The sequence below is a fragment of the Mesorhizobium sp. M0208 genome (assembly GCF_040322015.1).
Lineage (GTDB): Bacteria > Pseudomonadota > Alphaproteobacteria > Rhizobiales > Rhizobiaceae > Mesorhizobium.
Window position 1 is genome coordinate 91270 of record NZ_JAMYSP010000009.1, and the last position, 13159, is coordinate 104428.

General features: G+C 63.8%; 11 protein-coding genes and 1 pseudogene. 8 read left to right on the plus strand and 4 right to left on the minus strand.

Going from position 1 to position 13159, the window contains the following annotated elements:
• The first annotated feature begins 68 nt into the window (after nt 1-68).
• Nucleotides 69-704, plus strand: coding sequence for a DNA-3-methyladenine glycosylase I (locus NKJ17_RS11995; RefSeq protein WP_352688487.1), 636 nt, complete (start codon nt 69-71; stop codon nt 702-704).
• 4 nt (nt 705-708) lie between these two features.
• Here NKJ17_RS11995 and NKJ17_RS12000 read toward each other — a convergent pair whose 3' ends face one another.
• Complete coding sequence (locus NKJ17_RS12000) at nt 709-963, minus strand: hypothetical protein (protein WP_352688489.1); 255 nt, start codon at nt 961-963, stop codon at nt 709-711.
• A 228-nt stretch (nt 964-1191) separates the two neighbouring features.
• Here NKJ17_RS12000 and hisS point away from each other — a divergent pair, with 228 nt between their 5' ends.
• The 6 genes and pseudogenes from hisS (at nt 1192) to NKJ17_RS12030 (ending at nt 8781) form a co-directional block, all read left to right on the plus strand.
• Nucleotides 1192-2754: a histidine--tRNA ligase gene (gene hisS / locus NKJ17_RS12005; protein ID WP_352688491.1), complete on the plus strand. Its 1563-nt coding sequence runs from the start codon at nt 1192-1194 to the stop codon at nt 2752-2754.
• A 178-nt stretch (nt 2755-2932) separates the two neighbouring features.
• A complete protein-coding gene (locus tag NKJ17_RS12010; RefSeq protein ID WP_352506888.1) occupies nt 2933-4054 on the plus strand; it encodes an ATP phosphoribosyltransferase regulatory subunit in 1122 nt (373 codons plus the stop codon).
• Entirely contained in the window at nt 4051-4752 is a 702-nt protein-coding gene (hisG, locus tag NKJ17_RS12015; protein WP_352506887.1) for an ATP phosphoribosyltransferase, read from the plus strand. The genes NKJ17_RS12010 and hisG overlap by 4 nt, the downstream gene beginning before the upstream one ends.
• Before the next feature lie 472 nt (nt 4753-5224).
• Nucleotides 5225-6990: pseudogene (locus NKJ17_RS12020) on the plus strand (AMP-binding protein).
• 80 nt (nt 6991-7070) lie between these two features.
• Nucleotides 7071-7274, plus strand: a complete 204-nt coding sequence (locus NKJ17_RS12025) for a cysteine rich repeat-containing protein (protein WP_352688493.1) — start codon at nt 7071-7073, stop codon at nt 7272-7274.
• Between the two features lie 403 nt (nt 7275-7677).
• On the plus strand, nt 7678-8781 hold the full coding sequence (locus NKJ17_RS12030; RefSeq protein ID WP_352688495.1) for a calcium:cation antiporter: 1104 nt from the start codon (nt 7678-7680) through the stop codon (nt 8779-8781).
• A gap of 26 nt (nt 8782-8807) precedes the next feature.
• On the opposite strand, the gene NKJ17_RS12035 is transcribed toward NKJ17_RS12030, so the two are convergent.
• Both NKJ17_RS12035 and NKJ17_RS12045 read right to left on the minus strand, forming a co-directional pair.
• Nucleotides 8808-8975: a hypothetical protein gene (locus tag NKJ17_RS12035; protein WP_352506916.1), complete on the minus strand. Its 168-nt coding sequence runs from the start codon at nt 8973-8975 to the stop codon at nt 8808-8810.
• A gap of 744 nt (nt 8976-9719) precedes the next feature.
• Nucleotides 9720-10967: a coiled-coil domain-containing protein gene (locus NKJ17_RS12045; protein WP_352688497.1), complete on the minus strand. Its 1248-nt coding sequence runs from the start codon at nt 10965-10967 to the stop codon at nt 9720-9722.
• Between the two features lie 508 nt (nt 10968-11475).
• Between NKJ17_RS12045 and NKJ17_RS12050 the strand changes: the two genes are divergently transcribed.
• On the plus strand, nt 11476-12078 hold the full coding sequence (locus NKJ17_RS12050; protein WP_352688499.1) for a cupin domain-containing protein: 603 nt from the start codon (nt 11476-11478) through the stop codon (nt 12076-12078).
• A 65-nt stretch (nt 12079-12143) separates the two neighbouring features.
• Here the strand turns inward: NKJ17_RS12050 and NKJ17_RS12055 are convergent, their stop codons facing one another.
• Entirely contained in the window at nt 12144-13052 is a 909-nt protein-coding gene (locus tag NKJ17_RS12055) for a hydrogen peroxide-inducible genes activator (protein ID WP_352506880.1), read from the minus strand.
• Nucleotides 13053-13159: the final 107 nt, after the last annotated feature.

The window sequence follows — 13159 nt, forward strand, 5'->3', positions numbered from 1 at the left end:
ATCTGGTAAAGCCACGGTAAAGGCCGCGTCAAAACGCGTTAACGCCAAGACACGAACGGAATTCCGCCATGGACGAAAAGACAGGTCTGCTTGCCGGTCCCGACGGCGTCGCCCGCTGCTTCTGGCACGGCAACCTGCCGGATTATCTGCACTACCACGACCACGAATGGGGCCGGCCGGTCGCCGACGATCGCCGCCTGTTCGAGAAGATCTGCCTCGAGGGTTTCCAGTCGGGCCTGTCCTGGCTGACCATATTGCGCAAGCGCGACAATTTCCGCGAGGCCTTCGCCAGCTTCGATGTCGACAAGATCGCCGCCTTCACCGACGCCGATGTCGAGCGCCTGCTCGGCAATGCCGGCATCATCCGCCACCGCGGCAAGATCGTCTCGACCATCAACAACGCCAGATGCGCCCGCGAGCTCATCGACGAGGCCGGCTCGCTGGCCGCCTGGTTCTGGAAGTTCGAGCCCGGCCCCGACGAGCGGCCCGAGATCGTCGATCTCGCGCATCTGCGCGCCAATCCGACGACGGCCGTCTCGGTCCGCATTTCGAAAGAACTGAAGAAGCGCGGCTGGAGCTTTGTCGGTCCGACCACCGTCTACGCCTTCATGCAGGCGATGGGGCTGGTCAATGACCATCTCGAGGGCTGCGTCTGCCGCGAGCCGGTCGAGGCGGAGCGGAAAGCCTTCAAGCGGCCGAAATAGCGGCTCAGGCGCCGCCGGCGCCGGCGAGGAAAAACCCGGCGAGGATGGCCGCCAGCGCGGCGAACACCGGATAGATCACCAGCAGGCCGGTCATCAGCACGTCGCGTATGGTCGGCCCACTGGGCTGTTGCGCCGCGATCTCGAACGGTCCCGCGAATTGCTTCGTCGCCTTCGGCGCATGATTGTCGGACGGCCGCAGCCGGACCGAGGCGTCGCGTGCGCCGCTATCGATGATGTCGAACTTTTGTAGCGTGGCCATGGCCCCGAACCCGTTGTTTCGGCGCGCTTATCGGCCCGGATTGTGTCGGCACGATGCCGCGCGCATGGCGTAATTGTTTCAGCTTCTTTTTCTTGCCTTCTCCCACAAGGGGGAAGGAGAAGCGCAAACCCTTGCCGCTCCCGGCTGCATCGGTTAGGACACCGGCGCCGTGGAAATCGGTTATTTAACCGATCCCCGGAGCGCCACGAAACACCGAGTACCCATCCCATGGCCGACAAATCCGAAAAGATGAAAGCGCGGCTGCCGCGCGGCTTTGTCGACCGCGGCGCCGACGACCTGCGCGCCGTCGAGAAGATGATGGCGACGATCCGCTCGGTCTTCGAGCTCTACGGTTTCGAGCCGGTCGACCAGCCGCTCATCGAATACACCGATGCGCTTGGAAAGTTCCTGCCCGACCAGGACCGGCCGAACGAGGGCGTGTTCTCGTTCCAGGACGACGACGACCAGTGGCTGTCGCTGCGCTACGATTTGACCGCGCCGATGGCGCGCTTTGTCGCCGAGAATTTCGAGCGCCTGCCGAAACCCTATCGCAGCTATCGCTCCGGCTGGGTGTTTCGCAACGAAAAGCCCGGCCCCGGCCGCTTCCGCCAGTTCATGCAGTTCGATGCCGATACCGTGGGCACCCCGGGCGTTGCGGCCGATGCCGAGATGGCGATGATGATGGCGGACGTGATGGAGGCGCTCGGCATCAAGCGCGGCGACTACGTCATCCGTGTCAACAACCGAAAAGTGCTCGACGGCGTGCTGGAGGCGATCGGCCTCGGCGGTGACGAAAATGCCGGGCGCCGGTTGACGGTGCTGCGGGCGATCGACAAGCTGGACAAGCTCGGCGTCGAGGGCGTGCGCCTGCTTTTGGGCGCCGGGCGCAAGGACGAGAGCGGTGATTTCACCAAGGGCGCCGGGCTGGACAATACGCAAATCGACGTTGTCATCAGCTATTTCACAGTCATGGCGCAGCATGATCCCGAAAAAATTGTCCAGACACTGGGATCCATCAACCCCGGTGTCAGCAATCTTTTCGAGGAAAGGAAACTCGAACATCTGGGCATCACGAACGCCTCGTTTGTTGAGGGTCTTGCAGAGTTGGAGCAGATAAGAACCATGGTCGCACAAAGCGGCTACGGTGAGGATCGCATTCGCATCGACCCCTCCGTCGTGCGTGGCCTCGAATATTACACCGGCCCGGTCTACGAGGCCGAGCTGCTGGCCGAAATCCCCAATGAGGACGGCCAGATCGTGCGCTTCGGTTCGGTCGGCGGCGGCGGACGTTATGACGGTCTCGTCTCGCGCTTTCGTGGCGAGCCGGTGCCGGCGACGGGTTTTTCCATCGGCGTCTCACGCCTGATGACGGCGCTGAAGAACCTCGGCAAGCTCGATACTTCCGATGTCATCGCGCCGGTCGTCGTGCTCACCATGGACAAGGATACGGAAAGCCTCGGCCGCTACCAGAAGATGGTGGCCGAGCTGCGCGCCGCCGGCATCCGCTCGGAAATGTATCTCGGCGGCGCCGGCATGAAGGCGCAGCTGAAATACGCCGACCGCCGCGGCAGCCCCGTCGCTGTCATCCAGGGCGGCGACGAGCGCGCCAAGGGCGAGGTGCAGATCAAGGACCTGATCGAGGGCGCACGGATGTCGGCCGAGATCGCCGATAACGCCGAATGGCGCGCCGCACGGCCGGCGCAGGTGACGGTGGCGGAGAGTGAGCTGGTTGCCGAAGTGAAGAAGATACTTGCGGCGCAGGCGGCTGACCGCGCGAAGGGTGGCGCGTGAACACCCCCCTCTGGCCTGCCGGCCATCTCCCCCGCAAGGGGGGAGATTGGATGTCGCGCCTGCTTTCGCCAATCTCCGGCGTTGGAGAAAAGGTGCCGGGGCCCAAGCTGCCGATCTCCCCCCTTGCGGGGGAGATGTCCGGCAGGACAGAGGGGGGTGCCTCGCGCCCAACCGATCAATGACCTCCCGCTACCCCGCCATCGCATCCGACATCGCGACGCTCTTCGCCGCGCGCAACACCCATGCGGTCGAAGTCGCCGTGCTGCAGCCGGCCGACCCGTTCCTCGACATGGCCGGCGAGGATTTGCGCCGCCGCATCTTTCTCACCGAAAGCGAGACCGGGCAGACGCTTTGCCTGCGGCCGGAATTCACGATTCCGGTCTGCCTCGACCACATTGCCAGCCAGGCCGGCACGCCGCGCCGCTATTCCTATCTCGGCGAGGTGTTTCGCCAGCGCCGCGAGGGCGGCAACGAATTCTTCCAGGCCGGTATCGAGGACCTCGGCGACCGCGACACGGCCGCCGCCGACGCCCGCTCGCTGGCCGATGCGCATGCGCTGCTCTCGTTGGTGCTGCCCGGCCGCGAGCTGGTGGTCACGCTCGGCGACCAGACCATTTTCGAGGCGGTGCTGGCAGCGCTTGGCCTGCCGCGCGGCTGGCGCATGCGGCTGGCGCGCGCCTTCGGCTCGGCGGCGATGCTGGAGGCAGCCCTTGCCGACCTCGCCAATCCGCCGCGCAACAGCCAGCTCGCCGGCGCGGTCGCCGCCCTTGTCCTTGATGGCGATCTGGACGCTCTTTCGGCGCATATCGCCGGCGGCATGGAAGAGGCCGGCCTGTCGGCAACGGCCGGGCGTTCGCCCTCCGAAATCGCGCGGCGCCTGGTCGAGAAGGCCGAATTGCGCAGCGTGCGGCTGTCGAACGAGGCATTTGCGGCGCTGAAGGGGTTTCTGGCTATCGACGTGCCGCTCGACAGCGCCGCCGGGGCGCTCGAAAGCTTTGCCGCCGATGCCGGCCTTTCGCTGGGCGTCGCGCTGGACAATTTTGCCGCCCGCGCGGCGGCGATCGCAAGCCTTGGCCTGCCCATGTCTGAAATCCGCTACGACGCTGCCTTCGGCCGCCCGCTCGATTACTACACCGGCCTGGTCTTCGAGATCGCGGCGCAGGATGGCGACCGGCCGCTCGCCGGTGGTGGCCGCTACGACCGGCTGCTGACGCTGCTCGGCGCAAAAACGCCGATCCCCGGCGTCGGTTTTTCCGTCTGGCTCGACCGCATCGAGGCGCTGCGGGAGAAGGCGCCATGATCACGCTGGCGCTGCCGTCGAAGGGCCGGCTCAAGGAGCAGGCGCTGGAGGTGCTGGCCAAGGCCGGGCTTGCCGTCAGCCTGCCCGGCGATGAGCGCAAATACCGCGCCCGTATCGATGGCATGGACGGCGTCGAAATAGCGTTCCTGTCGGCCTCCGAGATCGCGGGCGAAATCGGCCAGGGCTCGGTCGATCTCGGCATCACCGGCGAGGATCTGCTGCGCGAAAACCTTGCCGCTTGCGAGGCGCGCGCCGAAATCATCGCCCGCCTCGGTTTCGGCAATGCCGATGTCGTCGTCGCCGTGCCCGACATCTGGCTCGATGTCGACACGATGGCCGATCTCGACGACGTCGCCGCCGAGTTCCGCCAGCGCCATGGCCGGCGGCTCAGGATCGCCACCAAATACTGGCGCCTGACCCAGCAGTTCTTTTCGCAAAAGCACGGCATCCAGGTCTATCGCATCGTCGAAAGCCTGGGCGCCACCGAAGGCGCGCCGGCGGCCGGATTGGCCGATATCGTCGTCGACATCACCACGTCAGGCTCGACACTGCGCGCCAACCATCTCAAAGTGCTGGCCGATGGCGTGATCCTGCGCTCGCAGGCCTGTCTCGTGGCGTCGAGGAAGGCGCGCGCGGCGGCGGACGAGGCGATCTTGCGCGATATTGCGGCCAGGATGGCGTTGGTGAACTCGGGTTGACGATTGCGGAGCAGGCGCCGTCGGCCAAGATGCCAATCTCCCTCCTTGCGGGGGAGATGGCCGGCAGGCCAGAGGGGGGTGCTGTCCCGCCGACCTGTCAGCCAATCGGAGCCTCATCCGTTCCCGGTTGGGGGTGCTGAAGTCGAACTTGGCGATCCTTCACACCCCCCTCTGCCCTGCCGGGCATCTCCCCCGCAAGGGGGGAGATCGGATATCGCCTCGGCTTTCGCCAAGCCGCTGACGCCAAGCCGAAGCGATTTCCCTAAAGCACAGCAATTTTGTTCTTGCTTTGTGCCGGCAGCTATGCTACTAATCTCGCTATGGTGCCAATTGGCCCAGAAGACCCGCCCGCCGAGGCGGGTTTTTTGTTTTCGGCCCTGACAGGCGAGTTCCAGCGCAAGCCCCACCATCGACGGGATTTCCACCACCCCGCGGGGCTGATAGGCTCGGCTGGTCTGCGGAGGACACGGCGATGCCGATCAATCTCGACGAGTTGAAGAATGCCACCAGCCTGCGCGGCAAGCGCGATGGCGGCTCGTTCATTGCGCCGGTCGACGGCACGGCGCATGTCTCGGGCGAGCGCAGCGTGCCGCTGCTCAACCTGACGATCCCGGCGCTGTTTGCCGATACGGTCAGCAAATACGGCACGCTCGATGCCGCTGTCTTCGTCGAGCAGGACAAGCGCTTTACCTGGGAAGAGCTGTCGGAGACCGTCGATGCGCTCGCCGCCGGCTTCCTGGCGCTCGGCCTCGAGAAAGGCGATCGCGTCGGCATCTGGTCGCCGAACCGCTGGGAATGGCTGGTGACGCAATTCGCCACCGCCCGCATCGGCCTGATCCTGGTCAACATCAACCCGGCCTACCGGCTGGTCGAACTGGAATATGCCTTGAACAAGGTCGCTTGCCGAGCGCTCGTCACCGCCGCCAAGTTCAGGAGCTCCGACTATCTCGGCATGATCGAAACGCTGGCGCCGGAGATCGCCACGGCCACCCCCGGCAAGCTCGACGCCAGCAAGCTGCCGGCGTTGAAGATCGTCATCCGCATGGACGAGGAGAGTTCGCCGGGCATGTTCAATTTCGCCGACGTGCTGGCGATGGCCGGGCGCGACGAACATGACAAGCTCGACCGCATCTCCGACGGGCTGAAACCGGGCGATGCCATCAACATCCAGTTCACCTCAGGCACGACCGGCGCGCCGAAAGGCGCGACGCTGACCCACAACAACATCGTCAACAACGGCAATTTCGTCACCGCGGCGATCCGGCTTACCGTCGACGACCTGCTGTGCATCCCGGTGCCTCTCTACCACTGCTTCGGCATGTCGATGGGCACGATGGGCTGCGTCACCAAGGGCGCGACCATGGTTTTCCCGAGCGAGGGGTTCGATGCCGGCGCCACGCTGAAGGCGGTGGCAACGGAACGCTGCACCGCGCTTTACGGCGTGCCGACAATGTTCGTCGGCCTGCTCGACCACCCGGATTTCGCCTCCTTCGATCTCACCAGCCTGCGCACCGGCATCATGGCCGGCTCGCCATGCCCGATCGAGGTGATGAAGAAGGTGGTATCGCTGATGCACATGGCCGAGGTGACCATTGCCTACGGCATGACCGAGACCAGCCCGGTGTCGTTCCAGAGCAGCGTCGACGACCCCCTGGAAAAGCGCGTCTCGACCGTCGGCCGCGTCCATCCGCATGTCGAGGTCAAGGCCATCGACGCCGAAGGCGCTACCGTCGCGGTCGGCGCGCCGGGCGAGCTCTGCACGCGCGGCTATTCGGTGATGAAGGGCTATTGGGATGACGAGCAGAAGACCCGCGAGGCCATCGACGCAGAGGGCTGGATGCACACCGGCGACCTCGCCACCATCGACGCCGAGGGCTATTGCAACATCGTCGGCCGGGTCAAGGACATGGTCATCCGCGCGGCGAGAACGTCTATCCGCGCGAGGTCGAGGAGTTCCTCTATCGCCACCCCAAGGTCAAGGAGGTGCAGGTGTTCGGCATACCCGACCCGAAATATGGCGAGGAGCTGTGCGCCTGGATCGTGCTGAAGCCCGGCCAGATCACCACCGAGCAGGAGATCAAGGCCTTCTGCGCCGGCCAGATCGCCCATTTCAAGATCCCGCGCTACATCCGCTTCCGCACCGAATTGCCGATGACGGTGACCGGCAAGCCGCAGAAATTCCTGATGCGCCAGGCGATGATCGACGAACTGGGATTGGTGACGCAGAAGACGGCTTGAGAAGGCTTGCGTCTACGCGTGACGGAGGCGTTGTTTGGACAACATATTGAGGGGGGTGTTCCATGCGGATTGGGTTAGGGGTGCTTTTCTTGGCAACGCAGCTGGCAGCCACCGCGGCGCTGGCGCAGACGGCGGCCGAGCGTGAGGCCTGCCAGGCAGATTACCAGAGATTGTGCAAAGGCGTGCTGCCGGGCGGTGGCCGCGTCGTCAAATGCCTGGCCGGTCACATGAGCGAGCTGACGCCCGAATGCACGAAGGTCGTCAAGGCCAACACGCCCGGCTAGCGTGTGAGCTTGCCTGCGGATGACATGATGTTTCGGACCAGGGGACAGGCGAGGTGTGCGGGGGCAGGAGGATTCTTGCGAAGAGGACCCCCACCCCTGACCCTCCCCACAAGGGGGAGGGGGACTTTCGGTGGCGCCGACCTTTGCAAATTGCCTGCGTTTCGTCGCCAAAAGGAAAGCAAGGGCGCGCGGCAGCGTTCCCTCCCCCTTGTGGGGAGGGTTAGGGTGGGGGTCCATTTTCGCAAGACTCCAAATGCGATTGCCCTTCCCCTTGAAGGGTGGGGTACGCTGCGATTGAGCTCGTCATGACCTGTCATATGCGATTCCTCTGGATGGTCGCGGTGCGCAACAGTGGTTGCAAATCGCCCTTCCACGGGATTCGCGGGAAGGCAAAACGGTGACAATGAGTGGTTTCGCAAGATCGGCGATTTCCTACGGCATGCCGTTGGCCGCGCTGGCGATGGCTGTCGCGGTCAGGGTCAGCGGGGTGTCGGTGGACGAAGGGTCGCTGGGCACCAGGATATTTATCGGCGCGCTGTCGAGCGCGATCATGTTCATCACCATTTTCGTGGTGCTCGACCACGCCGAGGCGGTGGCCCGGCGGGTAGGCGAGCCGTACGGCACGTTGGTGCTGACCATCGCCGTGACGGCAATCGAAGTGTCGATCATCGTTTCCATCATGCTGCACGGCGCGAACAACCCGACGCTTGCACGCGAATCCGTGTTCTCGACGGTGATGATCACCTCCACCGGTGTTGTCGGCATGTGCCTGACGTTTGGCGGCTGGCGCCATCGCAAGCAGGCAATCGTGCGCCAAGGCACAAGCGCCTATCTGGCGGTTCTGGTCGCGCTGAGCGTCATGACGCTCATTCTGCCGACCTACACGCGAACCACCGATCCCGGCACGTTCTCGGCGGCGCAGCTTGGCTTCGTCAGCGTGCTGTCAGTGCTGCTGTATGCCGGTTTTCTGTTCGCGCAGACTGTCCGCCACCGCGACGATTTCATCGACGCACAAGCACACGGCGCCACAGTGCGAACCGACGCTCACGAAAGCCTCGCCGCCGGCGCTATTCTCCTGCTGATCGGGCTGATCGGCATTGTCATGCTGGCCGAGCAAGTCGCGGCAAGCGTCGAAGATGCGCTCATTGCCTATGAGGTGCCGCAGGCCGACGCCATTGTCGGCGCGATGATCGCCGGGCTGGTGTTGATGCCGGAGGCGATTTCGGCGGTCCGTGCCGCACTCAGCAACGAACTGCAGCGCGGCCTGAACGTCGCCATGGGTTCGGCCTGCGCGACGATCGGCCTGACAATACCGGGCATAGCCGCCGCCAGCCTGCTCACCGGAAGAGGGCTGACCCTGGGGCTGCCGGCGACCGACACGGTGCTTTTGGTCCTGGCGCTTTTCATCTGCAATGTGAGCTTTAGCACGGAGAGAACGACGTTCCTGACCGGGCTGGTGCACCTTGTGGTGTTTTTTACCTGGGTGTTTTTGATATTTGTGCCGTGAGGGGTGGGAGGCGCAGATGGGCTAGACTAGTTTAGAAGCTCGAAGGCGAGGTCGCCCGAAATGCCGCCGAGCCGAGATGGGATAGCGGCGATCATGAAGGTCAGCGTGCCCTCACCTCCGGCGCCACCGCCGAAGAACGCCGCCTTGTAGATGGCGAAGCGGATCGTCCCTCTGTCGACGTGCAGCCCCGTCAATCAGGCTTGGTGCTATATTATTGCAGTGACCCTGCCCGACGCATCGAGGCGACAACTGACTTGCGCCTGCCGGACTTCGATGCCGTCTTCTCTTGCGTAGTCTATTCGCACCTCGATCGGCGCCGTGATTGCACCCCGACGTTGATGCAAGGCGCCTGCGCTTACCGCGTGGACACGGACGGCGCCCAGCGGCGTTGCAGCGGCCATGATCGCCGCGCGGCAGGTTCGCACGACCGCAATCGGCGTACCGGGTTTCGGTGTCAGTGGCCCCAGAGATCCAAACGGATACCCCTTGGTGGAGTCACCCTCACCGGCTTTGGAAGGCCTGAGGACGGGTGGCAGGACGATGGATTGCCTGGCCGTCTTGGCAGAGGCAGGGGCCGTCGCTGCAGTCGAACTGTCGGGTGCGGTAGCCGCCTCGTTTTCGGCGGACGGATCGTCGCCCACACTGGCACTTGTGCTTGTGTCACCAACGTTGCCGCCGGCACCAACGCCTGCGTCGACTGACCCGTCATCTGCACCGACCGAAGTTCCAACATTTGCTCCGCCTACGCCGTCGACGCTCGTGCCCGCCCCGACAGATACGCCTTGCGAACCGGCGCTCACTCCAGCACCGACTCCGACACCGCCGGCGCTACCGCCCACGCCTGCTTCAAGTGCCGAGGCAGGCCCAATTGTAGTCCCGATCACCAACGCAGCTGCGACATACTTGTTCATAGTCGTCTCCCCTGCGGCTTTCGCTCACTAGTCTTCACTCGCGCGGCTCGAGCTTTTTGATGGCCGTGTTGGAAGCAATGCTGCGGGAAGAGGTATGGTTGCCAGCAGAGCAGTTTGCGGCGACTTTTGGACCTTCACTCTCTGTTTTTCCGGCAAGCCCGGTTTACGGGCTGGTTTGGCGCCCGAACGCGATAACCTACTTGCAAGTGCACTCGCGGGGGTACGTGTTTTCGGCGCGCGCTCCACAGCCGCAGTCCGACGCTTACCCTTGACAGTATCAATTGCCTCACGCGCCGCACTGAGGCTGCGGGCCAGGCCGATAGCCCTTTCACGCTCTTGGTCGAGCGCCGCACTCAATGCTACCGAATTCTGCTTTAAAGCATCGCGCTCCTGGCGAACAATATCGAGGTCACGTACAGCTGAATCTGCTCGTTCGCGTCCCCGTTCGAGTCTTTCTCGAACCTGCTTTAGAGCGGCCTCGGCCACCTGTCGGTCCCTTATGGCGGTGGCCTGCTCGACGGCTGCCAGATTTGCGCCTGTCTTAAGAGCATCGATAGTTTGGCGAGCCGTGGCAAGTTCTTGTTCCAGGAACTCAACCTTGTGCCGCTCGTCATCAAGCGCTCGCTTCGCAGCAAGCTGGGAGGCTTCCATAGAGGGGTGCGCGCCAAGCGCGGCAGCCTTCTCGCTGTTCCAGAGACTGGCTTCAGCCCTGTAGCTTTCGATAACGCGCTGCGCCGTCTCCAGATCGAGCGCGAGCGCTTCGTCTGTTCGCTGCTGCTCTTTTAGGGCTTGTGCTTGCTGAGCCACCGTGTCTGCCAGCACGTGTGCTTGGGCGCTTAGCTCACGTATGCTGCGCTGCATGACGAGTAGCTCCGCTCGTGCTGCGGCCAATTCGCGGCGTAAAGCCACTTCATGCTCGCCCAGGCGCGTTTGCGCACCCTCCTTGAGTGCCTGTGTTTCGCTGAGCACCAGCTCTCTAGATAGACAGGATCCGAGCGCGCTCGGTTGTGGCTTGCACGGTTCTTTGTCGACCTTGGTATGTTCGGAAACCACGACCGACGAGCTGTCGTTAGCTATGGCAACCGCTGGCGCTTCGGGCGCCAACTGACCATTTGCCGGAGATGCCAACAGTAGAACGAGGCATAACGGAATGAGGGACGGCGCGCCGTTACGCCCCCTGCCGCTTATCTGGTGAGGTAAAATCAAGGGCCGTCGTTTAATAAAGGTGAAGTCAGAGCGGAGACATTTTGACCTGGTACTCTGCACATGATTCATCACTGAACCTCACCGATCGCAGCCCTCACCGCTATTGTATTCTCCACTTACTGCACGCCGCGGCGCCGTGGATGCCGCACCAAAAAGATCAATGCTAGTGAAGCACCCTCGGCAACGCCAAAGCACGGAATTGCGCGCAAAGGCTGTTTCCTAATTTCCTTAGTTGTCATCATTCGAACAAACGGAACTTTCGGCTTTTTGGGATGACCATCTTCTCTACCCAACGGCTGTGATGCGGCGCAAAGCAGCCATTCAGGCTGCGAAGGTCGACTTCGGGTCACACCAGACTTTCCGTTTCACGGTACGGCGCATCTCGCCCTCCAATGCCGCCGCCTCCGACCGACGAATATTTGTTGCCAGTTCCACACCTCGTCGTGCTGGATCTTGTCGCGACGCCAAGCACCGTCCATGACTGCCGCACCGTTCGCAGATCTCTGCCGCCAGCGGAACCGACCGCCATCCAACCGGTTAATCGGCATGAAGCTTCCACCAACCCCAAGGGCCCACCATGAGCATTCTGCAAACCACGAAGAAAGCCGTCGAGCAGGTCACTGGTATCGCCAGACCGGACAGGCGAGAGGTTGCCGACCTCCTGAGGCCGCGCAAACCAAACGCGTTTCGGTTCAGCGATGATGGCCTGGTGCCCAACCATCCGTTCTGGCCGCTTGTCGTCTATCGCGGCGCTGTGAAGCTGCCCGAAGACTTCGATCCGGCGGCCGTCATGGAGGCGCTTTTCGAAGCAAATGGCTGGGGCGATAGCTGGCGCAACGGCATCTACGGTTACGTCCACTACCATTCGCGCATCCACGAGGTGCTGGGCGTTGCGCGCGGCACGGCCAAGGTCCGCTTTGGCGGCAGCAAGGGGCGAACGCTGTCGCTGAAGGCCGGCGACGTCGCGGTGCTTCCGGCCGGCACCGGGCACCAGCGTCTTTCCGCATCCGACGATTTTCTGGTCGTCGGCGCCTATCCTCCATCCGGCACCTATGACCTGTGTACGACCGCTGCCGATCATGACAGGGCGGTCGTCACGATCCCCAGGGTCGGCCGGCCGCGCAAGGACCCTGTCTACGGAAGCAAAGGCCCGTTGCTCGCAGCCTGGGAAAAAGGTTGAAGTCGTCCCTTTCGAAGGGGGCCTGCGGGTCCGCTTCGGGCTAACCGGATCCAACATCCGCCGCTCTACGCCGCCAGCACCGCCGCATCCAGCCCGCGGATGATCTTGGCCAGTTCGACGCATTCGTCGTGGCGCACCTTGTTGCGCCGCCAAGCAAGGCAGATCGTGCGCTGCGGCATCGGCTCCTGGAACGGCACGATCTTCAGGTCGCGCATGGCGCTCGCCGGCCCTGCCGCCATTTCCGGGATGAGCGTGACGCCGAGCCCGTGCGCCACCATCTGTAAGAGCGTCGTCAGGCTGGTCGCGCCGTAGCTTGCCATCGCCACCGGCCGCACGCTGCCGCAGACGGCGAGCGCCTGTTCGCGCAGGCAATGGCCTTCCTCCAGCAGCATCAGCCTTTCCAGCGCGGGGCTTTCCGGCGGCACCGGCGGTGAGGCGAAGGCGGGGTCGCCGGCCGGCACGGCAAGGAAGAACCGGTCCGAGAAAAGTTCTTCGGTGACCAGGCCCGGGTAATCGATGGGCAGTGCCGCGACGAAGGCGTCGAGCTTTCCCGAGCTGGTGTCGTCGACCAGCGACGCGGTAACCGCCTCGCGCAGTTCCAGCTGTAAGGCCGGGAAATGCCGTTTCAGCTCCGGCAGCACATGCGGCAGCAGATAGGGCGCCACCGTCGGGATGATGCCGAGCCGGAAGCGGCCTTCCAGCGCCGGGCGGCCGCGCCGGGCCGTCGCCTCGATGTCGCGGACGTCGGCAAGGATGCGCTCGATGCGCGGCAGCAAGCCCTGCGCCTCGTCCGTCATCCGCACCGCCTTGCCGCCGCGCTCGAACAGACGACAATTGAGCCGCAGCTCCATCTCGGCGATCTGCGAAGACAGCGCCGGCTGGCTGACGCCAGCGAGCTTGGCGGCGCGGCCGAAATGCAGCGTCTGCGCCAGCGCCTCGAAATAATGCATCTGCCGGACGGTCAAACCGATCATAAGAAAAACCTATCAGAATAAACAGCAAAGGCAATTTGTGTTTATCGGCCGGGCAGGCTAGTCTGGAACCATTCCAGGATGGCGCGGCTCGCTGGCCCTGCCCGGAA

Excerpts from the sequence above, each read along its gene's own strand:
- NKJ17_RS12000 (WP_352688489.1), bottom strand. The coding sequence starts at position 963 with ATGGCCACGCTACAAAAGTTCGACATCATCGATAGCGGCGCACGCGAC.
- NKJ17_RS12055 (WP_352506880.1), bottom strand. The coding sequence starts at position 13,052 with ATGATCGGTTTGACCGTCCGGCAGATGCATTATTTCGAGGCGCTGGCG.
- NKJ17_RS12010 (WP_352506888.1), top strand. The coding sequence starts at position 2,933 with ATGACCTCCCGCTACCCCGCCATCGCATCCGACATCGCGACGCTCTTC.
- hisG (WP_352506887.1), top strand. The coding sequence starts at position 4,051 with ATGATCACGCTGGCGCTGCCGTCGAAGGGCCGGCTCAAGGAGCAGGCG.
- NKJ17_RS12050 (WP_352688499.1), top strand. The coding sequence starts at position 11,476 with ATGAGCATTCTGCAAACCACGAAGAAAGCCGTCGAGCAGGTCACTGGT.
- NKJ17_RS12045 (WP_352688497.1), bottom strand. The coding sequence starts at position 10,967 with ATGAATCATGTGCAGAGTACCAGGTCAAAATGTCTCCGCTCTGACTTC.
- hisS (WP_352688491.1), top strand. The coding sequence starts at position 1,192 with ATGGCCGACAAATCCGAAAAGATGAAAGCGCGGCTGCCGCGCGGCTTT.
- NKJ17_RS12030 (WP_352688495.1), top strand. The coding sequence starts at position 7,678 with ATGAGTGGTTTCGCAAGATCGGCGATTTCCTACGGCATGCCGTTGGCC.
- NKJ17_RS11995 (WP_352688487.1), top strand. The coding sequence starts at position 69 with ATGGACGAAAAGACAGGTCTGCTTGCCGGTCCCGACGGCGTCGCCCGC.